24 protein-coding genes are annotated in these 22528 nt (G+C 66.3%); 11 read left to right on the top strand and 13 right to left on the bottom strand.

Features of this window, described 5'->3' with window-relative positions; all coding sequences use genetic code 11:
- Positions 1-13 precede the first annotated feature (13 nt).
- From infB to typA, 4 genes are read left to right on the top strand one after another with little or no spacing between them, the layout of a single operon-like run.
- The gene (gene infB / locus C4F17_RS05845; protein WP_106934609.1) at positions 14-3004 is read left to right on the top strand and encodes a translation initiation factor IF-2; all 2991 of its coding nucleotides are present in this window, start codon (positions 14-16) and stop codon (positions 3002-3004) included.
- Between the two features lie 21 nt (positions 3005-3025).
- Entirely contained in the window at positions 3026-3397 is a 372-nt protein-coding gene (gene rbfA, locus C4F17_RS05840; protein WP_081270552.1) for a 30S ribosome-binding factor RbfA, read from the top strand.
- 2 nt (positions 3398-3399) lie between these two features.
- Positions 3400-4365 (top strand): tRNA pseudouridine(55) synthase TruB, encoded by a 966-nt coding sequence (gene truB / locus C4F17_RS05835; protein ID WP_106934608.1) that lies wholly within the window; start codon positions 3400-3402, stop codon positions 4363-4365.
- Complete coding sequence (gene typA, locus C4F17_RS05830) at positions 4362-6200, top strand: translational GTPase TypA (protein ID WP_081270554.1); 1839 nt, start codon at positions 4362-4364, stop codon at positions 6198-6200. Before truB ends, typA begins: the two co-directional genes overlap by 4 nt.
- A 126-nt stretch (positions 6201-6326) precedes the next feature.
- Here typA and C4F17_RS05825 read toward each other — a convergent pair whose 3' ends face one another.
- From C4F17_RS05825 to smpB, 6 genes are all read right to left on the bottom strand, one after another.
- Positions 6327-7802: a hypothetical protein gene (locus tag C4F17_RS05825; protein ID WP_106934607.1), complete on the bottom strand. Its 1476-nt coding sequence runs from the start codon at positions 7800-7802 to the stop codon at positions 6327-6329.
- Positions 7803-7904: 102 nt separating this feature from the next.
- A complete protein-coding gene (locus C4F17_RS05820; protein ID WP_081270556.1) occupies positions 7905-8291 on the bottom strand; it encodes a COG4315 family predicted lipoprotein in 387 nt (128 codons plus the stop codon).
- 87 nt (positions 8292-8378) lie between these two features.
- Positions 8379-9209 carry an anti-sigma factor family protein gene (locus tag C4F17_RS05815; protein ID WP_106934606.1) on the bottom strand — a complete coding sequence of 277 codons (831 nt, stop codon included), beginning with the start codon at positions 9207-9209 and terminating at the stop codon, positions 8379-8381.
- A 13-nt stretch (positions 9210-9222) separates the two neighbouring features.
- On the bottom strand, positions 9223-9738 hold the full coding sequence (locus C4F17_RS05810) for an RNA polymerase sigma factor (protein WP_106934605.1): 516 nt from the start codon (positions 9736-9738) through the stop codon (positions 9223-9225).
- A gap of 13 nt (positions 9739-9751) precedes the next feature.
- Complete coding sequence (locus tag C4F17_RS05805) at positions 9752-10132, bottom strand: COG4315 family predicted lipoprotein (RefSeq protein ID WP_106934604.1); 381 nt, start codon at positions 10130-10132, stop codon at positions 9752-9754.
- 100 nt (positions 10133-10232) lie between these two features.
- The gene (gene smpB, locus C4F17_RS05800) at positions 10233-10709 is read right to left on the bottom strand and encodes an SsrA-binding protein SmpB (RefSeq protein WP_081270560.1); all 477 of its coding nucleotides are present in this window, start codon (positions 10707-10709) and stop codon (positions 10233-10235) included.
- Positions 10710-10772: 63 nt separating this feature from the next.
- Here smpB and C4F17_RS05795 point away from each other — a divergent pair, with 63 nt between their 5' ends.
- Both C4F17_RS05795 and C4F17_RS05790 read left to right on the top strand, forming a co-directional pair.
- Positions 10773-11219: a type II toxin-antitoxin system RatA family toxin gene (locus tag C4F17_RS05795; protein ID WP_081270561.1), complete on the top strand. Its 447-nt coding sequence runs from the start codon at positions 10773-10775 to the stop codon at positions 11217-11219.
- Positions 11219-11554 (top strand): RnfH family protein, encoded by a 336-nt coding sequence (locus tag C4F17_RS05790; RefSeq protein ID WP_106934603.1) that lies wholly within the window; start codon positions 11219-11221, stop codon positions 11552-11554. The genes C4F17_RS05795 and C4F17_RS05790 overlap by 1 nt, the downstream gene beginning before the upstream one ends.
- Before the next feature lie 19 nt (positions 11555-11573).
- Here C4F17_RS05790 and C4F17_RS05785 read toward each other — a convergent pair whose 3' ends face one another.
- Positions 11574-12107 (bottom strand): DUF4124 domain-containing protein, encoded by a 534-nt coding sequence (locus C4F17_RS05785; protein ID WP_106934602.1) that lies wholly within the window; start codon positions 12105-12107, stop codon positions 11574-11576.
- Positions 12108-12235: 128 nt separating this feature from the next.
- Between C4F17_RS05785 and guaB the strand changes: the two genes are divergently transcribed.
- The 4 genes from guaB (at position 12236) to guaA (ending at position 16092) form a co-directional block, all read left to right on the top strand.
- The gene (gene guaB, locus C4F17_RS05780) at positions 12236-13705 is read left to right on the top strand and encodes an IMP dehydrogenase (protein ID WP_081270564.1); all 1470 of its coding nucleotides are present in this window, start codon (positions 12236-12238) and stop codon (positions 13703-13705) included.
- Between the two features lie 77 nt (positions 13706-13782).
- Positions 13783-14031 (top strand): type II toxin-antitoxin system Phd/YefM family antitoxin, encoded by a 249-nt coding sequence (locus C4F17_RS05775; protein ID WP_106934601.1) that lies wholly within the window; start codon positions 13783-13785, stop codon positions 14029-14031.
- Complete coding sequence (locus C4F17_RS05770; protein ID WP_199851919.1) at positions 14028-14462, top strand: type II toxin-antitoxin system VapC family toxin; 435 nt, start codon at positions 14028-14030, stop codon at positions 14460-14462. Before C4F17_RS05775 ends, C4F17_RS05770 begins: the two co-directional genes overlap by 4 nt.
- A gap of 10 nt (positions 14463-14472) precedes the next feature.
- Entirely contained in the window at positions 14473-16092 is a 1620-nt protein-coding gene (gene guaA / locus C4F17_RS05765; RefSeq protein ID WP_106934599.1) for a glutamine-hydrolyzing GMP synthase, read from the top strand.
- Positions 16093-16131: 39 nt separating this feature from the next.
- Here the strand turns inward: guaA and C4F17_RS33100 are convergent, their stop codons facing one another.
- The 6 genes from C4F17_RS33100 to C4F17_RS05735 form a co-directional block, all read right to left on the bottom strand.
- The gene (locus C4F17_RS33100; protein WP_199851918.1) at positions 16132-16434 is read right to left on the bottom strand and encodes a hypothetical protein; all 303 of its coding nucleotides are present in this window, start codon (positions 16432-16434) and stop codon (positions 16132-16134) included.
- Positions 16435-16718: 284 nt separating this feature from the next.
- The gene (locus C4F17_RS05755; protein WP_106934598.1) at positions 16719-17720 is read right to left on the bottom strand and encodes an NADP-dependent oxidoreductase; all 1002 of its coding nucleotides are present in this window, start codon (positions 17718-17720) and stop codon (positions 16719-16721) included.
- 27 nt (positions 17721-17747) lie between these two features.
- Positions 17748-18578 (bottom strand): alpha/beta fold hydrolase, encoded by an 831-nt coding sequence (locus tag C4F17_RS05750; protein WP_234382602.1) that lies wholly within the window; start codon positions 18576-18578, stop codon positions 17748-17750.
- 50 nt (positions 18579-18628) lie between these two features.
- Positions 18629-19615: an acrylyl-CoA reductase (NADPH) gene (gene acuI / locus C4F17_RS05745; protein ID WP_106934597.1), complete on the bottom strand. Its 987-nt coding sequence runs from the start codon at positions 19613-19615 to the stop codon at positions 18629-18631.
- A 35-nt stretch (positions 19616-19650) separates the two neighbouring features.
- Positions 19651-20439, bottom strand: coding sequence for an SDR family NAD(P)-dependent oxidoreductase (locus C4F17_RS05740; protein ID WP_081270570.1), 789 nt, complete (start codon positions 20437-20439; stop codon positions 19651-19653).
- Between the two features lie 60 nt (positions 20440-20499).
- Positions 20500-21594, bottom strand: a complete 1095-nt coding sequence (locus C4F17_RS05735) for an alkene reductase (protein WP_106934596.1) — start codon at positions 21592-21594, stop codon at positions 20500-20502.
- 175 nt (positions 21595-21769) lie between these two features.
- On the opposite strand from C4F17_RS05735, the gene C4F17_RS05730 reads away from it, so the two are divergent.
- A complete protein-coding gene (locus C4F17_RS05730) occupies positions 21770-22354 on the top strand; it encodes a TetR/AcrR family transcriptional regulator (RefSeq protein ID WP_106937450.1) in 585 nt (194 codons plus the stop codon).
- The last annotated feature ends 174 nt before the right edge of the window (positions 22355-22528 follow it).

Below are 22528 nucleotides of genomic sequence, written 5' to 3'. Positions count from 1 at the left end.
GCACGAAACCAATATGTCCAGTACCACTGTCGCCGAGTTCGCGAACGAGCTCAAGAAGACTCCCGAAACCCTGCTTGACCAGCTCAAGAGCGCAGGCGTGCCCAAAGCGGCCGTCACCGATGCGCTCACCGAGGCTGACAAGCAGCGCCTGCTTGGCCACCTCAAGGCCAGCCACGGCACTGTCGAGCCCGAGCGCAAGAAGATCACGCTGACCAAGAAGTCGACCAGCGAGATCAAGCAGGCCGACGCCACCGGCCGCGCCCGCACCATCCAGGTCGAGGTGCGCAAGAAGCGCACCTTCATCCAGCGCGACGACGGCCATCCGGCTTCGCCCGAGGCTGCGCCACAGGCGGCTGAAGCGCCCGCCGCGGCACCCGCCGCTCCCCGCGTCGACGAGGCCGAACTGGCCCGCCGCGAGGAAGAGGCGCGCCGCCAGGCCGAACTGATCCGCCGCCAGGAAGAAGAACTGGCCGAGAAGCGCCGCCTGCGCGAAGAAGCCGAAGCGCGCGAACGCGAACAGGCCGAGAAGGCCGAGCGCGCCGAGAAGGCCGAGCAGGAAGCTGCGCGCGCCGCCGCCGAGAAGAAGGCCGCCGCCGAGGCAGCCGCTCTCGCCGCCGCCGCCAAGAGCACCCCCGCCAAGCCGGCTGCGCCCGCACCTGCTCCCGCAGTGACGGCAGCGGCCGCCGCGGCAGCCGCCGCCGAGCAGCAGGCTGCCGACACCAAGCTCGCCGCGCAGAACGCCGCCGCGCAAGCCAAGGAAGACGCGAAGGCCAAGGCCGCCGCCGAATCGAAGGCCCGTGCCGACGAAGAAGCCGCTCGTGCCAAGGACCTCGACGAGCGCCGCCGCAAGGCCCTGGCCGAAGCCGAAGCCATTCGCGCCATGATGAACGCACCGGCCCGCGTGCTGGTGCCGCACAAGGCGCCCGAGAAGCCGCAGCCCGAAAAGGCCGCGGTCAAGGGCACGCTGCACAAGCCGGCCACGCCTGCGGCCCGCCCCGGCGCGCCTGCGGCGCCCGGCGCTGCGGCCGCACCCGGCGCAGCAGCCGGTGCCGGCAAGGAAGTCAAGTCCGCCAAGCTCTCTTCGAGCTGGGCCGGCGATCCTGCCAAGAAGAAGGAAATCAAGACCCGCGGCGACGCCAGCGGCGGTGTCGGTCGCGGCAACTGGCGCGGAGGCCCGCGTGGTCGCCGTGGCAACGACCGCGGCGGTCACGACGAGCAGCATGCACCGGCCGCACCGGTCGAGGCGCGCATTCTCGAAGTGCACGTGCCCGAAACCATCACCGTGGCGGAACTCGCCCACAAGATGGCCGTGAAGGCGCAGGAAGTCATCAAGCAGCTGATGAAGCTCGGCCAGATGGCGACCATCAACCAGTCGCTCGACCAGGACACCGCAATGATCCTGGTGGAGGAAATGGGCCACAACGCGGTGGTTGCCGCGCTGGACGATCCCGAAGCCTTCACCGACGAGGACGTGTCGGCGCAAACGGCGGAAGCCCTGCCGCGCGCTCCGGTCGTGACCGTCATGGGCCACGTCGACCACGGCAAGACCTCGCTGCTGGACTACATCCGCCGCGCCAAGGTCGCCGCTGGCGAAGCCGGCGGCATCACGCAGCACATCGGCGCGTACCACGTGCAGACCGAACGCGGCATGGTGTCGTTCCTCGACACCCCGGGTCACGAGGCCTTCACGGCCATGCGTGCCCGCGGTGCGCAGGCCACCGACATCGTGATCCTGGTGGTGGCTGCCGACGACGGCGTCATGCCCCAGACCAAGGAAGCCATCAAGCACGCGAAGGCGGCGGGTGTGCCGATCGTGGTCGCGATCAACAAGATCGACAAGCCCGATGCCAACCTGGACCGCGTCAAGCAGGAACTGGTGGCAGAGGAGGTCGTGCCCGAAGAGTACGGCGGCGACGTTCCGTTCGTCGGCGTGTCGGCCAAGACCGGCCAGGGCATCGACGACCTGCTCGAGCAGGTGCTGCTGCAGGCCGAAGTGCTGGAACTCAAGGCGCCGGTGGATGCCGCCGCCAAGGGCCTCGTCATCGAAGCCCAGCTCGACAAGGGCCGCGGCCCGGTCGCCACCGTGCTGGTTCAGTCCGGCACGCTCAAGACCGGCGACGTGGTGCTGGCCGGCTCCACCTATGGCCGCGTGCGCGCCATGCTGGACGAAGACGGCAAGTCGACCAAGGCCGCCGGCCCGTCGATCCCGGTCGAAATCCAGGGTCTGACCGAAGTGCCGCAGGCGGGCGACGAGTTCATGGTGATGAGCGACGAGCGCCGTGCGCGCGAAATCGCGACCTACCGTGCCGGCAAGTTCCGCAACACCAAGCTGGCGAAGGCGCAAGCCGCGAACCTGCAGAACATGTTCACCGACCTGTCGGCCGGCGAAGTGCAGACGCTGCGCATCATCATCAAGGCCGACGTGCAGGGCTCGCAGGAAGCATTGGCCCAGTCGCTGCTCAAGCTGGCGACCGACGAGGTCAAGGTGCAGATCGTGTATGCCGGCGTGGGTGGTATCAGCGAAAGCGACATCAACCTGGCCATCGCCTCGAAGGCGGTCGTCATCGGCTTCAACGTGCGCGCCGATGCCGGTGCGCGCAAGCTGGCCGAAGGCAATGGCATCCAGCTGAACTACTACAGCATCATTTACGACGCCGTGGACGAGATCAAGGTCGCGATGTCGGGCATGCTGGCACCGGAGCGCCGCGAGGAAATCATCGGCTCGGCCGAGATCCGCACGGTGTTCGTGGCCTCGAAGATCGGTACCGTCGCGGGTTCGTACATCACCTCGGGCTCGGTCAACCGCAGTGCGCATTTCCGCCTGCTGCGCGACAACGTGGTGGTCTACACCGGCGAAATCGACTCGCTCAAGCGTCTCAAGGACGATGTGCGCGAAGTCCGCGAAGGTTTTGAGTGCGGTATCAAGCTCAAGAACTACAACGACATCAAAGAGGGCGATCAGCTCGAATTCTTCGAGATCAAGGAAATCGCCCGGACGCTGTAAGCGTTCGACGCGAGAGAGTCCATGCCGAAAAGAAAAGCCGCCGCCCCCAACCGCGCGTTCAAGGTCGCCGACCAGATCCAGCGTGATCTGACGGAGCTGATCGCGCGCGAGTTGAAGGACCCGCGCGTGGGCATGGTCACGATCCAGGCGGTCGAGGTGACGCCCGACTATGCGCATGCGAAGGTCTTCTTCAGCATGCTCACGGGCGACGTGACCGAGACCACCGAAGCGCTGAACCAGGCCGCGGGCTTCCTGCGCAACGGCCTGTTCAAGCGCCTGCATATCCACACCGTGCCCACGCTGCACTTCCTGTTCGACCGCACCACCGAGCGTGCGGCCGACATGAACGCGCTCATCGCGCAGGCCGTCGCTTCGCGCTCGAAAGACGACTAGCCATGAACGCGCCACGCACACGGGTGCAGCGGCGCCCTGTGCATGGGGTGTTGTTGCTCGACAAGCCGCTGGGACTCTCCAGCAACCAGGCCTTGCAGAAGGCCAAGTGGTTGCTGCGCGCGGAAAAAGCGGGCCACACCGGCACGCTCGATCCGCTCGCGACGGGCGTCCTGCCGCTGTGCTTTGGCGCGGCCACCAAATTCAGCCAGCTCCACCTGGACGCTGACAAGACCTACGAGGCCACGGCCCGCCTTGGCGTTAAAACCGCGACCGGCGACGCCGAGGGAGAAGTCATCGCCGAGCGGCCCGTGCACGTCACGCCGGAAGACCTGGCGCGCGTCCAGGCGCAGTTCACCGGCGCGATCCGGCAGGTGCCGCCGATGCACAGCGCGCTCAAGAAGGACGGCAAGGCGCTGTACGAATACGCCCGCGAGGGCGTCGAAGTGGAGCGGGCGCCGCGCGACGTGGTGATCCACAAGCTCGACATCGGCGTGGCCGGCGCGGTGGGCGACAACCTCATCCGCATCCGTGCCACCGTCAGCAAGGGCACCTACATCCGCACCCTCGGCGAGGACATCGGCGAGGCACTGGGTTGCGGCGCGCACCTGACTTCGCTGCGCCGCGTCGCCACCGGCGATTTCGTCGAGGCGCAGTGCGTCACGCTCGAGGCGCTGGAGGCCATGGACGAAGACGAGCGGCTGGCGCGGCTCCTGCCCGCCGAGGCGCTGGTGGACGGCCACAGCCGCGTCACGCTTGGCGCGGAAGATGCTGCACGCTTTCTTTCGGGCCTGCGCCGCCGTGGCAGCTGGGCCGATGCGGGCGAGGTGGCCGTTTTCGGCGCCGAGCCTGCCGCCTTTCTCGGAACCGCCCATGTCACCGGCGGCGAACTGATTCCGGGGCGCTTGCTGAACCCCATCGAAATCCAGCAAATTCTTTTGAACGCACAACAGACCGAAGCGACACCATGAGTACCAAGCAAATTCGCAATATCGCCATCATTGCCCACGTGGACCATGGCAAGACCACCATGGTCGACCAACTGCTGCGCCAGTCGGGCACCTTCGCCGAGCACGAGAAGGTGGTCGACACGGTGATGGACAACAACGCGATCGAAAAAGAACGCGGCATCACCATCCTGGCCAAGAACTGCGCCGTGACCTGGCAGGGCACGCACATCAACATCGTCGACACCCCGGGCCACGCGGACTTCGGCGGCGAGGTGGAACGCGCGCTGTCGATGGTCGACGGCGTGGTGCTGCTGATCGACGCCCAGGAAGGCCCGATGCCGCAGACGCGCTTCGTGACCAAGAAGGCGCTGGCCCTCGGCCTGAAGCCCATCCTGGTGGTGAACAAGGTCGACAAGCCCGGCGCCAACCCCGACAAGGTGGTCAACGCCGCCTTCGACCTGTTCGACAAGCTCGGCGCGACCGACGAGCAGCTCGACTTCCCGGTGGTGTACGCCTCGGGCATCAACGGCTGGTCGTCGCTCGAAGAGGGCGCGCCCGGCGAGCAGTGGGGCCCCGACATGTCGGCCCTGTTCGACACCATCCTGAAGCACGTGCCGTCGCAAAAGGGTGACCCCGCCGCGCCGCTGCAGCTGCAGATTTCGGCTCTCGACTTCTCGACCTTCGTCGGCCGCATCGGCGTGGGCCGCATCAGCCAGGGCACGATCAAGCCCATGACGGACGTCGTGGTCATGGAAGGTCCGGACGGCAAGTCCATCAAGGGCCGCGTCAACCAGGTGCTGACGTTCCAGGGCCTGGACCGCGTGCAGGCCACGGAAGCCGGCCCCGGCGAAATCGTGCTGATCAACGGCATCGCCGACATCGGCATCGGCGTGACCATCACCGACCCGGCCAACCCGGCACCGCTGCCGATGCTGAAGGTCGACGAGCCCACGCTGACGATGAACTTCTGCGTGAACACCAGCCCGCTGGCCGGCCGCGAAGGCAAGTACGTCACCAGCCGCCAGATCTGGGACCGTCTGCAGAAGGAACTGCAGCACAACGTGGCCCTGCGCGTGAACGAGACCGACGAGGAAGGCGTGTTCGAGGTCATGGGCCGCGGCGAACTGCACCTGACCATCCTGCTGGAGAACATGCGCCGCGAAGGCTATGAAATGGCCGTGTCGAAGCCGCGCGTGGTGTTCCGCACCATCGACGGCGAGAAGCACGAGCCGATCGAGCTGGTCACGGCCGACATCGAGGAACAGCACCAGGGCGGCGTGATGCAGGCACTGGGCGAGCGCAAGGGCGAGCTCGTCAACATGGAACCGGACGGCCGTGGCCGCGTGCGCCTGGAATACCGCATTCCGGCGCGTGGCCTGATCGGCTTCACCAACGAATTCCTGAACCTGACGCGCGGCTCGGGCCTCATCAGCAACATCTTCGACAGCTACGAGCCGCACAAGGGCGACATCGGCGGCCGCAAGAACGGCGTGCTGATCTCGATGGACGACGGTGAAATCTTCACCTACGCGCTGGGCAAGCTGGACGACCGCGGCCGCATGTTCGTGCGTGCCAACGACCCGGTGTACGAAGGCATGATCGTCGGCATCCACAGCCGCGACAACGACCTGGTGGTGAACGCCACGCGTACCAAGCAGCTGACCAACTTCCGCGTGAGCGGCAAGGAAGACGCGATCAAGATCACGCCCCCGATCGAACTCACGCTCGAATACGGCGTGGAATTCATCGAGGACGACGAGCTGGTCGAAATCACGCCCAAGAGCGTTCGCCTGCGCAAGCGCTTCCTGAAGGAACACGAGCGCAAGCGCGCCGGCCGCGACACGTCGCAGGGCTGATCGACTGCCTGTGCCTTTCCGTGTGCCCTGGCGCACGGCGAGGCATGCTCCCAAAGTCACCATCCGGTGCGGCTTCTTCGTGAAGCCGTCACCGCTGGTGATTTTTGCCGTCCGGGGCCTTGCTTCTCAGGGGGATGGCTTCTTGGGCGGGGCCGGGAAGGCCGGCATGGCGACATCGGTGGCGCCGATCTTGCGCATGCGGGCCTCGACCACCTTGCGCATGAACGCCTGCATGAAATCCTCGCCCACGCGCCAGGTGCCGTTGTCCTGCAAGAAGGTGAATTCGCCGGTCAGCGGCAGCGACGCGCCGCCGTTGCCGGCGAGGGCGCCCAGCAGGCTGTCGTTGTACTCGACGACCAGCGGGCAGGCCTGCCGGCCCGCGTCGCCGTCGAGCGCTCGGCACGGGCCCGTGGGCTCGATGTCGGCGATTTCGCGCGTGCGGTCCGGGTCGAGGTCCGACAGCCCCGAAGCGGCGCGCTCCTTTGCACGCATGCGTGCCAGCGCGCGAGACTGTGAACGGGCCGACAGCGACTCGGCGCCGTCGCGGAAAGCCTTTTCCATCGCCTCGCGGCCGATGGGTTCGGCGTTGAAGAGCGGTTTGCCGCTGGCGTCCAGGTGGCCGAAACGTGCCTCGACGATGTCCGCATCCGCGCCGCGCACCACCATGTCGTCGCTCTTGGGCGATGTCGCGCCAATGGTGAAGGCCATCGTGTCCTTGTCGTCGCCCCGGGTCAGGGTCGCGATGCAACCGCGCACGCGCTGGTCCTTGCGGTAGCCGACTTCGCGTATGCCGCCGAGCAAGGGCGTGCGGATGTCGGCGCGCTTCTCGGCATCGAAGGTGCGCATGCGCACGTCCAGGGTCACGCGGAACAGCATGTTGTTCAGGGTCTTGCGCGTGGAACTGGCGTCGCAGGCGGGCACGCTGTCGGGTGCGAACAGATACCAGCCCAAGCCGCCGCCGATCACGAGCACCGTGAGGATGAACTTCCAGGCGCCGATGCGGCCTTGGCGCTGCGAGCGCGATTTCCATTCCGCGATGGTCCGGTCCTCGGCCTCGATCAATGCCTGGGCCTCGGCGACGATGCGGGCGCGTTCGGCCGCCATTGCAAAAGCAGGCTCGGCGGCAACCTGCGTGCGGGTGGCGTCGAAGTGCTCCCGCTCGAGCGGGCCGTCCGTCACCAGCCAGGCGAGCGTGGCGCCCGGCGCGGCGGGAACGGTGCCCGCGACCGGCGTTTCCTGCAGTGCGATGTCGCGCGTTTGCGCGTCGATCAGGCCGTCGCGGTAGAGCGCCTGCACTGCCTCGTGCGTGATTCCGCGCTCGGCGCATTCCATGAGGTCGTCCGCGTCGAAGGCGGTGTCGGCCGCATCTTCTGCGTTCGGGTCCGGTGGCGTTGCGGCCTCGATCCGGTCGAGTGCCGCGTCCTGTTGTTCTTCAGTGACGAGGCCTTTCACGCGCATCCACGCGAGCGCGTGGGCCGGGCTCGGAAGCGGGGGAAGGGTAGAGGTCTCGGGGTGGGCGAGCACAGCCTCGTGCTGCGAGTCGGTGATGAGGCCCTGGCTCAGCAGGGCGAGGAACGCGTCGGGATTGGCGTCAGGAATCATGCGGGGATTCTGCCGTGGGTGCCCGGGGCCTTCGCGTCGGCCGAAGCGCACAAAAAAACGCCGGCGGGTGCCGGCGTTGTCTTGCGTCAGGTCCCGATGGAATCAGGGACGGGCGACTTTCCATGCGCCGTTGAGGGCGCCGTCGCCGGTCTTGTCGCCGGGCTTGGCGTCCTTCGCCCAGTAGTACAGCGGCCAGCCCTTGTAGGCCCATTGGCGCTTGCCGTCTTCGCGAATGATGATGGTGTAGCCGCCCATGGGCTTTGCGGTTTCGGCCACGCCGAGTGCTGGCCAGTTGGTGGCGCATTGGGCGTTGCAGGCGGAAGTGCCGGCGCCGGCCGTGTCCTTGGCGAAGGTGTACAGCGTCATGCCGTTCGGGCCGACCAGGATGCCGTCGGCGGTGCGGGTGGGCGTGTCGGGGGCGGCCGGGGACATGCTGCCGCAGCCGGCAAGCAGTGCCGCTGCGAGGATCGAGGCGCTGAGCAATTTCATGCAGTTTCTCCTTCAGTTGATGAATCGCGAAAACAAGGCCGGGTGACTGGCCGGGGTGGTTGCGCGAGCCGGCAGTTTATGCGCTGATCAAGACAGATCGCGGTAGGCCAGCGTCGCGAGTTTGAGCAAAAGGTCATGCGGCAGCTTGCCGGCAATGGCATAGCCGAAGCCCTGGTCGACCCAGTAGAAGCTGGGTACGGGGCCTTCGGAGGCGAAGCGGAAGGCTGTCTCGCGGGCAGCGATGGCACCGGCGGCATTCGCGTCGAGGGTGCCGATGTAGAGCGTCACGCGCTCGCCGGCAGCGTCTTCGAACATGAACTGGGCGCGCGCGCCGGTTTCCCCGGGCAGCAGGCGGCCGCCGACCAGGGTGTAGCCCTGGGCCGAGAGGTCGGGCACCTTCAGCGGCCGGTCGAGGCGTTTCGACAGCCATTGCACCAGGTGCCGCTGCTCGGCGGCGGTCACTTCGACCGGGTGTCTTTTCTCTGGCGTGTAGACGGCATGCGCGATCGATGCGTCATGCACGAACTCTTTCAGCGCCGGGGCGCGAGCCAGTTGCTGCTGCAGCTGCGCACCGCCGCGCTGCGCGGACCATTGCGCATTGCCTAGCCAGCCGGCGGCAAAGGCCAGCAGCACGCCGGCCGCCATGCCGCCCAGCCGCATCCATGCGCCGCGTTGGGCAAGGCGGGGCTGGTTGCGGTTCAGCGCGCCCATCAGCGCTTCCGGGACGGGCGCATCGAGCAGCTCGCCGTGCAGCCGGCGCAGGGCGTCGCGCTGCGTGTGCCAGGACGCGATCCTGGCGGCCACGGCGGGATCACGGGCGATGGCGTCTTCGACTGCGCCATGACGGTCCGGGGCCAGCTGGCCGTCGACCCAGGCGTGCAGCTCGTCGTCGGTGGGGGGCGGTACGGGGCGGTTCATGATGCGGTGGGTTTCATTTGAGGCGGCGCAGGCCGGGGCGGACCGGCGCCGAGGTGCCGTCCATCAACTCCTGGAGCCGCACGCGGGCGCGCGACAGGCGGGACATCACGGTGCCGGCGGGGATGCCCAGCACCTTGGCCACTTCGGCATACGACAGGTCTTCCAGCGTCACGAGCAGCAGCACCGCACGCTGTTCCTCGGGCAGCTGCATCAGGCAGCGCTGCAGGTCGAGGCTGGTGTCCTGGCCGCGTCCGGGGTCGACGCCGCCGTGCAGTTCGTGCGGCAGGTCGTCGAGGGGCACCACGGCGTGCGGCGGCGGCGCGCGCCGCACCTGGCTCGCGAAGATGTTGTGCATGACGGTGAAGAGCCACGCGCGCAGGTCGCTGCCCACCACCCACAGCCGCCACTTGCCGCAGGCACGCTCCAGCGTGTCCTGCACCAGGTCGTCGGCCGCCCACGCATTGCCGGTCAGCGCCCGGGCGTAGCGGCGCAGGCTCGGGATGTGCTCGACGAGCAGGCGGGCGTCCATGGGAATCAGTGCGTCAGGGCTTGGCGGTCTTCCAGCTGCCGTTGACGCCGTCGCCAGTCTTGTCGCCCGGCTTGGTGTCCTTGGCCCAGTAGTACAGCGGCCAGCCCTTGGCGGCCCATTGCTTCTTGCCGTCGTCGCGCGTCACGATGGTGAAGTCGCCCGCGGGCTTGTCGCTGTCGGCGGCCATGAACGGCGGCCAGTTGGTGGCGCAGGCGCCGTTGCACATCGACTTGCCGGCGCCGGCCGTGTCCTTGTCGAAGGTGTACAGCGTCATGCCGTTGGGGCCGACCAGCGCGCCGTCGGCGGGCTTGGGCTGGGCGAGGGCCGGCAGGGCGAGCACGCCGCTCAGCAGGATGGCGGCAAGGCCGGCGGAAGAGGCACGAAAAGGCGACATGAAAGAGCTCCTGGGATGGTTGGCTTGCCATCGGCGATCCGATGACAACCGCACAAACGCCCGCAGCCCGTCTTTTATTCCATTGCGTGCAAAAAAAGTTTCAGCGGTTGCGGCTCTTCATGGCGCGCTCCACTTCGCGCTTGCCTTCGCGGTCCTTGATGGTGTCGCGCTTGTCGTGCTCGGCCTTGCCCTTGGCCAGCGCGATTTCGCATTTCACCTTGCCGGCCTTCCAGTGCAGGTTGAGCGGCACCAGCGTGTAGCCCTTTTGCTCGACCTTGCCGATCAGGCGGCGGATCTCGTCCTTCTTCAGCAGCAGCTTCTTGGTGCGGACCGAATCGGGGTTGACGTGGGTCGACGCGCTCTTGAGCGGGTTGATCTGGCAGCCGACGACGAACAGCTCGCCGTTGCGGATCACGACGTAGCCGTCGGTGAGCTGCACCTTGCCTTCGCGCAGCGATTTGACTTCCCAGCCTTCGAGGACCATGCCGGCCTCGAAGCGCTCTTCGAAGAAATAGTTGTACGCGGCCTTCTTGTTGTCGGCGATTCGGGAAGAGGTATCTTGTTTCTTTGTGGCCATGACTCGGGAATGTTGGGGCTGCATGGCTTCAATACAATCCATCGCGCACGCTGTGCCGATTCTATGAAAACAGTCAACAAGTCCGTCCTCATCTGGTACAGCGCCGAAGAGATGTATGCGCTCGTCACCGATGTGGCCAAGTATCCGCAATTTCTTCCCTGGTGCGACAAGTCGAGAGTCATCGAGCAGGACGAGGCCGGCATGACCGCCGAAGTCGGCCTTGCCTTTGCCGGACTGCACCAGAGTTTCACCACCCGCAACACGCATGTGCCGGGGCGCGAAGTCCAGCTCAAGCTGGTCGACGGGCCTTTCTCCAACCTCGACGGCAAGTGGAAATTCGTGCCCGTGGGCGAAGAGGGCGAGCGCGCCTGCCGTGTCGAGCTGCACCTGAGCTACGGCTTCAGCAACTTCGCCCTGCAGGCGCTGGTGGGGCCGGTGTTCGACACCATCGCATCGAGCCTGGTGGAGGCCTTCGTCAAGCGCGCCGAGCAGGTCTACGGCAGCCCCTGATGATCGAGGTCACGCTGAGCTGTTCACCCGCTGCGCGCGAGGTGTTCGAGCAGGTGCTGCAGCTCGCGCCCGGTGCCACGCTGGCCGAAGCGGTGAAGGCGAGCGGCCTTTCCGCGCGCTTTCCCGAACTGGACTGGCGCCACGCAATGACGCCCGGCATCTGGGGCAGGGTGGTCGAGTGGGAGCAGCCCGTGAAGGACGGCGACCGCATCGAGCTGTGCCGGCCCCTGGCGGTCGACCCCAAGGTGGCGCGGCGGGAGCGTTTCCAGCGCCAGGGCGCGAAGGGCACCGGCCTTTTTGCGAACCGGCGCAAGGGCGGCAAGGCCGGCTACTGAAGCCGGCGGTGCCGGCGCCTTACTTGCAGTCGGCGTCGATCACCGATTGCACGCGCTTCTGCTCGGCAGCGCGTGCTGTGTCATCCATGATTTCGCGCTCGCCCTGCGCGTTGACCCGCGCAATGCGCATGCCGCTGTCGACCGTGGCCTTGGCCTGACGGGCGCGGGTGCAGTTCTCGGCCTTGGCCTGTGCCACCTTGGCGGCTTCCGCGGCCTGCTTGGTCTTTGCGTCGGCCTCGGCCTTCCTGGTCTTTTCCTCGAGCTCTTTGTCGACGCCGGTCGGCTTGGGGGCGGCCGCAGCCTTTGCGGGAGCGGCTGCAGCGGCATCGGCCGCGCCTTCGGCCGGCGCGGCGTCTACATTCGGGTTCGCCGTGGAGCGGGCCCCCGGCGCCGGGCCGACGCGGCGCAGGATGTTCTTCTCGGGCACGTCCGGCGGCGGGGCCTGGTCGCTGAAGACCTTCTTGCCGTTCTTGTCGATCCATTGCCACTGCGCGCTCGCAGACAGCGGCATCGCAACGACACATCCCAATAGCAGCCAGTGCACGAATTTCATCCCCGAAGTTTAGCCTTGCCTTACTTTTTGCAACATCCTCATTGGGTGGTTTTGCAACGTTCGTTAATGGCCTGCGCCAGCAAACCCCTCGGGGCCCTCGTTACAATCCGTCTTTTGGAGCTTCACCCATGCGCCTTCTCGGCAAAGCGCTCACCTTCGACGACGTGTTGTTGGTGCCAGCGTTCTCCCAGGTCCTGCCCAAGGACACCTCCCTCGCCACCAAACTCTCCCGCAACATCACGCTGAACCTGCCGCTCGTCTCGGCGGCCATGGACACCGTGACGGAAGCCCGCCTTGCGATCGCCATCGCGCAGGAGGGCGGCATGGGGATCGTGCACAAGAACCTCACGGCGCAGCAGCAGGCCGCGGAAGTGGCCCGCGTGAAGCGATACGAATCGGGCGTGCTGCGCGACCCGGTCGTGATCACCCCCACGCACTCGGTGCGCCAGGTGATGGCGCTGTCCGAGCAGCTCGGCATCTCGGGCTTCCCGGTGGTCGACGCCGGCAAGGTGGTCGGCATCGTCACGGGGCGCGACCTGCGCTTCGAGAACCGCTACGACGTGCCCGTCAGCGAAATCATGACGCGGCGCGAGAAGCTCATCACCGTGCCCGACGGCACCACGCTGGCCGAAGCCAAGGCACTGCTCAACAAGTACAAGCTCGAGCGCCTGCTGGTCATCAACGGCGACTGGGAGCTCAAGGGCCTGATCACCGTCAAGGACATCACCAAGCAGACCAGCTTCCCCAACGCCGCGCGCGACGCCAACGGCCGCCTGCGCGTGGGCGCTGCGGTCGGCGTGGGCGACGGCACCGAGGAGCGCGTCGAGGCGCTGGTGAAGGCCGGCGTCGACGCCATCGTGGTCGACACCGCCCACGGCCACAGCGCCGGCGTGATCGAGCGCGTGCGCTGGGTCAAGAAGAACTATCCGCAGGTCGACGTCATCGGCGGCAACATCGCCACCGGCGACGCCGCGCGCGCGCTGGCCGACGTCGGTGCCGACGCCGTCAAGGTCGGCATCGGCCCCGGCTCCATCTGCACCACCCGCATCGTGGCCGGCGTGGGCGTGCCGCAGATCATGGCGGTCGACAGCGTGGCCACCGCGCTGCAGGGCACGGGCATTCCGCTGATCTCCGACGGCGGCGTGCGCTACTCGGGCGACATCGCCAAGGCTATCGCGGCCGGCGCCAGCACCGTGATGATGGGCAGCATGTTCGCCGGCACCGAAGAGGCGCCGGGCGAAATCGTGCTGTACCAGGGCCGCAGCTACAAGAGCTACCGCGGCATGGGCTCCATCGGCGCGATGCAGCAGGGCAGTGCCGACCGGTACTTCCAGGAATCGACCACCGGCAACCCCAACACCGACAAGCTGGTGCCCGAGGGCATCGAAGGCCGCGTGCCCTACAAGGGCTCGATCGTCTCCATCGTCTACCAGATGGCCGGCGGCGTGCGCGCCAGCATGGGCTACTGCGGCTGCGCGACCATCGAGGACATGCAGAACAAGGCAGAGTTCGTCGAGATCACCACGGCCGGCATTCGTGAGAGCCACGTCCACGACGTGCAGATCACCAAGGAAGCGCCGAACTACCGCGCTGAATAAGCCCAATCTGGCCAGACCTTGAAAGTCAGGCCAGATCGGGTTTAGAATTTGGGCCAGATTCAGATTTTCTGGCCCAAATGCAATCCATCGGTATCGCCGAAGCCAAGAACAACTTCTCGGCCCTGATCGACTCGGTCGAAAAGGGCGAGGAGGTTCGCATCACCCGCCACGGCAGGGAAGTCGTGCGCATGCTGCCGGTGCGCCGCAAGCCGGTCATCACCGACGAGCAGATCCAGCGCGAACTCGGCCAGATCGACGCGCTGCACGCCACCATCCAGCCCGGCGCCTCACCGAGCGCCTTGCGCGCCGAAGGGCGCCAGCCATGACAGCCTTCGTCATGGACGCCTCGGTCACCGCAGCCTGGCTGCTGCCCGACCACGCCACCGCACACACCCGCAAGCTCTACGCCGCCATCCGCCGCGACGAGGTCGAGCCACAGGCGCCCAACGTGTGGCAATGGGAGTGCGCCAACATCCTGGCCAACGGCGTGCAAAGCGGCCGCATTCCCTCGTCCGCGGTCGAAGGGCTGTGGAGCGTGCTCGACGCCATACGCCACCGCGTCGAGCTGCACGAGCTGGCGCCGGCGCAGCACAAGGCCGTGCTCGCCGTGGCCATCGACGCGGGCGTGTCCCAGTACGACGCGGGCTATCTCTGGCTCGCAAAATCGCTCAATCTTCCGCTCGCGACCTTCGACGAGCGCCTCATCCAGGCCGCGCCGCAAGCAGGCGTCCGGCTGTTCGACATTTCAACGCTCTGAGTCCTTCGCCATGCAACACGACAAGATCCTCATCCTCGATTTCGGCTCGCAAGTCACCCAGCTGATCGCACGCCGCGTGCGCGAAGCCCACGTGCTGAGCGAAGTGCATCCCTGCGACGTCACCGACGAATGGGTGCGCGAATACGCCGCCGACGGCCACCTGAAGGGCGTGATCCTCTCTGGCAGCCACGCCAGCGTTTACGAGGAAACCACCGACAAGGCCCCGCAAGCCGTGTTCGACCTCGGCGTGCCGGTGCTCGGCATCTGCTACGGCATGCAGACCATGGCGCACCAGCTCGGCGGCAAGGTCGAGGGCGGCCACAAGCGCGAATTCGGCTTCGCGGCCGTGCGCGCCCGCGGCCACACCGCGCTGCTGAAGGACATCGCCGACTTCACCACGCCCGAAGGCCACGGCATGCTCAACGTGTGGATGAGCCACGGCGACAAGGTCACCGAACTGCCGCCGGGCTTCAAGCTCATGGCCAGCACCGACAGCTGCCCCATCGCCGGCATGGCCGACGAGGCGCGCCGCTACTACGCGCTGCAGTTCCACCCCGAAGTGACGCACACCGTGCAGGGCAAGGCGATCATCGAGCGCTTCGTGCTCGGCATCTGCGACGCCAAGCCCGACTGGGTCATGCGCGACCACATCGCGGAAGCCGTGCAGAAAATCCGCGAGCAGGTGGGCGACGAAGAAGTCATCCTCGGCCTGTCGGGTGGTGTCGATTCGAGCGTGGCCGCCGCGCTCATCCACCGCGCCATCGGCGACCAGCTGACCTGCGTGTTCGTCGACCATGGCCTGCTGCGCCTGAACGAAGGCGACATGGTCATGGAAATGTTCGAAGGCAAGCTGCACGCGAAAGTGATCCGCGTGGACGCCAGCGAGCTGTTCCTCGGCAAGCTCGCCGGCGTGAGCGACCCCGAAGCCAAGCGCAAGATCATCGGCGGCGAATTCGTCACCGTGTTCAAGCAGGAAGCCGCGAAGCTGAAGGCGGGCGACGGGGGCCACAAGGGCGCGACCTTCCTGGCGCAAGGCACCATCTACCCCGACGTCATCGAGTCGGGCGGCGCCAAGAGCAAGAAGGCCGTCACCATCAAGAGCCACCACAACGTGGGCGGCCTGCCCGAGCAGCTCGGCCTGAAGCTGCTGGAGCCGCTGCGCGACCTGTTCAAGGACGAAGTGCGCGAGCTGGGCGTGGCGCTCGGCCTGCCGCCGGAGATGGTGTATCGCCATCCGTTCCCGGGCCCCGGCCTGGGCGTGCGCATCCTCGGCGAAGTGAAGAAGGAATACGCCGACCTGCTGCGCCGCGCCGACGCGATCTTCATCGAGGAACTGCGCAACTTCACCGACGCCGAAACCGGCAAGACCTGGTACGACCTCACGAGCCAGGCCTTCACTGTGTTCCTGCCGGTGAAGAGCGTGGGCGTGATGGGCGACGGCCGCACCTACGACTACGTGGTCGCGCTGCGCGCGGTGCAGACCAGCGACTTCATGACGGCGGACTGGGCGGAGCTGCCGTATGCGCTGCTGAAGAAAGTGTCGGGGCGCATCATCAATGAAGTGCGCGGGATCAACCGGGTGACTTACGACGTTTCGAGCAAGCCGCCGGCGACGATCGAGTGGGAGTGAGGGCGCCCCTGCAGTTGTCTGCAATGGTTGCCCGCGGTCTCAAGTCCCTTGTCGCGCCGGCAGTGCCAACCGCGGCTTGCCGAGCACTTGAGTCGCCACACGCGACGCGAACCGCCGCGTCAAGAAACGCACGCCGAAGCACGACAGCTTGTTGAACAGCCCGGGCACCACCGTGCGCTCGCCGCGCAGCATCGCGCGGATCGCGGCGTGCGCCACGAACTCCGCGCTTTTCGCCGACGCGTTCGCGATCCACGAGTAGTCGCCCCCGCCGGACGCAGCGTGGAACGCGGTCTCGGTGCCGCCAGGGCAGATGCAGGTCACCGGCGCGACCAGCGAGGTCATGTTGAGTTGGATGAGTTCCGCGTCGCGCGCCCAGTCGACCCCGTCGAACCGGCGGAAATAGCCGAACCCGGCGTTGTCGATCAGGATGTCGATCGGGCCGCCGGCGAGCCCGGCGTCCCACAGCGCGCCCGCGGCATCGGGCTTGCCGAGCCGAGCGCCGCGAGCTCACGCGCGATGGCCGCGCCAATGCCGCTGGATGCGCCGGTTACGAGCGCGCGCTTGCCGATGTTGATGGTTGTGTGGGTACTCCTGTCGTTCTCCGTGTCGTGCCGCATGCGCGTCAGCTACAGCATTTGCACCACGACCTTGCCCTTGGCGCGCCCACTGTCGACGTAGGCCAAAGCTTTGTGGGTGTCCTGAAATGGGAATACCCTGTCGACGACCGGGCGGATGGCGCCTGACTCGATGAGGGCCGTGATCTCGCGCAACTGCGCCCCATCGGCCCGCATGAAGACGAAGGTGTATTGGCCTCCGATCTTCTTTGCCTTGTTCCTGATGCTGAAACTCAACAGGCGCAGCGCCAGTCGGAGCGGCCAGGCCAGTCCTCGCGCGATGGCGAACGCCGGGGTGGGCGGCCCCGAGATGGAGATGAGATGCCCGCCCGGCTTGAGAGCCTGGAGGGATTTGTTCAGCTCGCTGTTTCCGAGGCTGTTCAGCACCACGTCGTAGTCGCGAAGCACCGCGGCGAAGTCCTGCTGTTTGTAGTCGATGACGACGTCCGCTCCCAAGTCCTTCACCCAGGCGATGTTGGCCGTACTGGTGGTCGTGGCCACGAACGCCCCGAGATGCTTGGCCAGCTGGATGGCGATGGTGCCGACGCCGCCGGAGCCGGCATGGATCAGAACCTTCTGCCCCCTTTTCAGCTTGGCGGTTTCGACCAGCACCTGCCAGGCCGTCAGGGCCGCCAGAGGAACGGATGCGGCCTCGACCATGCTGAGATTCGCGGGCTTCAGTGCCAGCGATGACGCCTTGACGGCAATGAACTCGGCGAACGTGCCGATGCGATCGTCGTCGGGGCGTGCGTAGATCTCATCGCCGGGCTTGAAGTTGCGAACGCGAGCGCCGACCCGCACGACCGTTCCGGCCATGTCGTTGCCCAGGATCAGGGGGAGGCGGTAGGGAAGAATCAACTTGAATTCACCGCTCTTGGTCTTCGAGTCCAGGGGATTGATGCTCGCCGCGTGGATCCGGATCAGGACGTCATCGTCCCGGGCCTCTGGGTCGGGCATGTCGGCAATGCGGCCGACTTCTTTCTTTCCGTACCGGTCGATGATGAAAGCTTTCATGGGGGCTTTTTCAGGGTTTTTTATTGTTCAGTCATTGAGGAAGGCCAGCGCCCTGGGCACGAACTCGCCGTGGTACTGGAAGATCCCGCCATGCCCGGCGTCCTTGTAGATGACCAGTTGCGAGCCGGGAATGCGACGCGCGATGTCATGGCTGTTCACGGTGGGCACCATGATGTCGTTGTCGCCATTGGCGATCAGCACAGGGATGCGGATGCCGCCCAGATCCTGCGGCGCCTGCCGGCCCCAGGCCTTGATGGCCTTCAGCTGCCGCAGGAAAGCTCGTGGCGTCGGCTCCTTGTCCCGATCCGCCTTGCGCTCCTTCAGTCGCGCCAGGAAGGCTTTCGCGGCTCGACGGCCATTGGCCGTGGAGGTGAAGAACAGATAGGTCTTTGGATCGCGCAGCGTCAACAGGCCTTTGACGATCAGCGGCCAAGAAACCGCTCCGACCCGTTCGATGCCTTTGCCGCCCGCCGGCCCCGTGCCGGTCAGGATGAGCCGGCGCACCAGGCCAGGGGCTTTCAGCGCGATGTCCTGCGCCACGAATCCTCCGAGGGAGAAGCCGAGCAGGTCGACCTTCTCGAAACCCAGTGCGTGGATCAGCGAGATCGCGTCCCGGGCCATCGCATCGATGGTCACGGGTGCTGTTCCGCCTGAAGCGCCGATCCCCCGGTAGTCGATGGCGATGATGCGATGTCTGCGGGCAAGTCCATCGACGATACGCGGGTCGAAATTGTCGAGGACCGCGCCCCAGTGATTGAGCAGAACCAGCGGCACGCCGCTGCGCGGCCCCAGGTCACGGTACGCGAATGCAGTCCCGTCGACGTCGATCGATTGGTTGGGGGTGTCGATGTAGGGCATGTGCGATCCTGGGTGCTTGTCGGTAGGGGGCATCGTCATCGCGTTGGCGGTCAGGCGTTCACATCGACGATGGTGCGCCCCTGAACCTTCCCTGCGAGGACCTGGCTGGCGACTTCAGGAACCTCTGCGAGGCCAATCACCCTGGTGGTCCGTGCAAGCTTGTCCAGGTCCAGGTCGCTGGCCAGACGCGACCACGCCTGCAGCCGCACAGGCTGCGGCGCATTGACCGAGTCGATACCGGCGAGGGTGACGTTGCGCAGGATGAACGGCAGCACGGATGCCGGCAGGTCCGCGCCCTGTGCGAGGCCGAAGGCCGCGACCACACCGCGATACCGGGTCTGGGCCAGGACGTTCGCCAACGTATGGCTGCCGACCGAATCGATGGCCCCGGCCCACCGCTCCCTGGCGATCGGTGCGCCCGCTTCGGAAAGGGTGTGGCGGTCGATGACGTCCGCCGCGCCCAGCGTACGCAGGTAGGCGGCTTCCTCGAGGCGACCGGTCGAGGCGATCACGCGGTAGCCCAGGCCCGACAGCAGTGCGATGGCCACGGAGCCGGCGCCGCCATTGGCGCCGGTCACCAGGATGTCGCCAAGCTCGGGCGCGAGGCCGCCATGCTCCAGTGCGAGTACGGACAACATGGCGGTGAACCCGGCGGTGCCAATGGCCATGGCATCACGGGTCGAAAAGACTTCCGGGACCTTGACCAGCCAATCACCGCTCACCCGCGCCTTTTGCGCGAAGCCACCATGGTGCGTCTGGCTCAGTCCCCAGCCGGTCGCCAGCACGCGGTCGCCAGCGACGAGGCCGCGATAGGCCGACGACTCGACGACACCGGCAAAGTCGATGCCAGGAATCAGCGGAAACTGGCGAATGACCGGTGACCGGCCACTGAGCGCCATCGCGTCCTTGTAGTTCACCGTCGAGTACTCGACCGCAACGGTGACGTCGCCCGGCATCAGCTCCTCGTCCTTGAAGTCGACCAGGCCGGTTGAAATGGTGTCGCCAGTCTTGCTGGCGAGCAGTGCCTTGAATGTCATGTGCCGTCCGTTGCGTTCTGGAGTCTTTTGCCGCTTCAGGCGGCGGTTCGATAGCGCTCAGCCACGTGTGCCTGCCGGATGTCCCCGATCAGGGCCTGGCGTGCCGTGTTCAGCACCTCCCAGCGCGCGGCATCGTGCAGCGGCGGGATGGTCACGAGTTCGCGGCGGTCGAATCCCACCAGCGCGGCATCTACCAGTTCTTCCACTCCCATCAGATCGGGCATCGAACTGCTGTCGATGCCCGCGCGTTCCCAGATCTCAGTACGGGTTCCGGCAGGCAACACCGCCTGCACGTAGACACCCCTGGGCGTGAGCTCCAAGCTCAGCCCCTGGGACAGGAACAGCACGAAGGCCTTGGTCGCACCGTAGACGGACATGCCGAACTCGGGCGCCAGGCCGACCACCGAGCCGATGTTGACGATCGCGCCTTTGCCAGCCTGCGCCAGGCGCGGGGCGATGGCGCTCGCCAGCCTGACGAGTGCGGTGGTGTTGAGGCTGACCAGGCGGGCCACATCGTCTGTCGACTGGTCGATGAACTGCCCGGACAGCGCGGCCCCGGCGTTGTTGATCAGGGTGTCGATCCTGGCGTCCTCGCGCAGGCGCGCCTCGACTGCGGCCAGATCGCCAGGTTGGGTCAGGTCGGCCGCAAGGATCTCGACGGCAGTGCCGGTTTCGTCGCGCAGGCGTGCAGCGAGCGTTTCCAGCCGCGCCTGGTCTCGCGCCACCAGCACAAGGTCGTGGCCGCGGCGTGCGAAGCGGTCGGCATAAATGGCGCCAATGCCGGTCGAGGCGCCCGTGATGAGAACAGTGGTACGAGTGGTCATGTGTTTTTCCTCTTGATAGAAAGGTAAGCCCATGCCGCGGTGTGCGGCATGGGGCAATCGCTACTGGGCGCTGGAACCGGCGAGCGCCGGGTAGTCGATGTAGCCCGCCGCGCCACCCCCATAGAGCGTGGCCGGGTTCAGGGCGGCGAGGGGGGCGCCGGCTTTCAGTCTTTCGACCAGGTCGGGGTTGCTGATGAAGGGGCGTCCAAAGGCGAACAGGTCGGCCTCGCCGCCGATCAGGCGGGCGTTGGCCAGTTCGAGGTCATACCCGTTGTTGGCCAGGTAAGTGTTTTTGAAGCGGCTGCGCAAAGCATCGAAGTCGAACGGTGCGACATCGCGCGGACCGCCGGTGGCGCCTTCCACCACGTGCAGATAAACGATGCCCAGTGCGCTGAGCTGTTCGGAGATGTATTCGTACTGCGGTTGCGGATCGCTGCAGGAAATGCCGTTGGCCGGCGAGACGGGAGACAGACGCACGGCAGTGCGGTCCGCACCGATTTCCTTGGCCACTGCGGCGGTGACTTCCAGCAAGAGGCGGGCACGGTTCTCGATGGAGCCGCCGTACGCGTCCGTGCGTGCGTTGGCGCCGTCCTTGATGAACTGTTCGAGCAGATAGCCGTTGGCACCGTGGATCTCGACGCCATCGAAGCCCGCGGCGATCGCGTTGGCCGCAGCCTTGCGGAAATCTTCGACGATGCCCGGAAGCTCATCCAAGGTCAGAGCACGTGGCTCGGAGACGTCGTGAAACCCATTGTTGACAAAGGTCTTGGTCGCGGCGCGGATGGCCGAAGGTGCAACCGGTAGAGCGCCACCGGGCTGCAGATCGACGTGCGAGATGCGTCCGACGTGCCACAACTGGACGAAGATCCGCCCGCCCTTGGCATGAACGGCATCGGTCACCTTGCGCCAGCCGTCGATCTGCGGCTGCGTGTAGAGGCCCGGGGTGTCCTGGTAGCCCTGAGCCTGTGCCGAGATCTGCGTGGCTTCCGTGATCAACAGGCCGGCCGAGGCGCGCTGGCTGTAGTAGGTGGCGGCATGCTCGCTGGGTACCAGGCCCGCACCGGCACGATTGCGCGTCAGCGGCGCCATCACGATGCGGTTGGAAAGTTTGAGTGAGCCAAGGGTGTAGGACTCGAAAAGCGTGTTGTCAGTCATGTTGGGTTGCTGTGTCGTCGTTGATCAGGTGGGTGCCGCTCATATCCGGAAGCCTTACAAGGCAAGTTGGCTCAATGATGTCGATCATCATCTTTGTTGTCAAGGATTTTGATGATAGTTAAAATCAATGTATATTCAAGGCTTCACCAATGGCACATCTAGAGGGATCCTGGACATGAAGGTCACCAAAGCGCAGGCGCAGGCGAACCGGGCGCACATCGTCGAAACGGCCTCCACCCTGTTTCGCGAGCGTGGCTACGACGGGGTAGGGATCGCGGACTTGATGGCGGTCGCAGGCTTCACCCACGGCGGGTTCTACAAGCACTTCGGCTCCAAGGCAGACCTGCTGGCGGAGGCGGCGACCTGTGGTTTTGCGCAGTCGGCTGCCAAAGCCGAAGGGGCCGATGCGACAGCGGTCGTCAAGCAATACCTGTCCCGAGAGCATCGTGACGCTCGTGGTGAAGGTTGCACGATGGCCGCGCTATGCGGAGACGCTGCGCGTCAGCCGGCGTCGATCAAGGCGACTTTCGAGGCCGGCGTTGAAGGCCTGCTGGCGACCCTGGCCAACCCGCTCGGTGCGCCGGAGGACGGCAAACGGGCAGGAGCCCAGCGCGCCAGGCGCATCGAAGTGTTCGCGCAGGCGATTGGCGCGTTGATGCTGTCGCGGGCGTGTCCTGACGACTCGCCCCTCGCCGATGAAATTCTGGATGTCTGTCGTGTGGCAGCCCTGTCGAGGCTATCGGCTCCCCTCGATGCGTAGTTGACGCACTCCATGTGCGGACGCGACCACGACGTGCCTGATTTTTGACCTTTCTGCACCCGTTTCGGGAGTACGCCATTGTCGGTTGCGCATTCGCGCACCGACGGATTCATGCGGCGTGACGCGTTCGCTGCCGCACAGACGGCCAGTTTGGTTAACCGTATCTTCCGGTCA

The organism is Variovorax sp. PMC12 (assembly GCF_003019815.1).
GTDB lineage: Bacteria > Pseudomonadota > Gammaproteobacteria > Burkholderiales > Burkholderiaceae_C > Variovorax.
The sequence above is the reverse complement of the archived record's forward strand: the minus strand, read 5'-3'. Positions and strand labels throughout refer to the sequence as shown.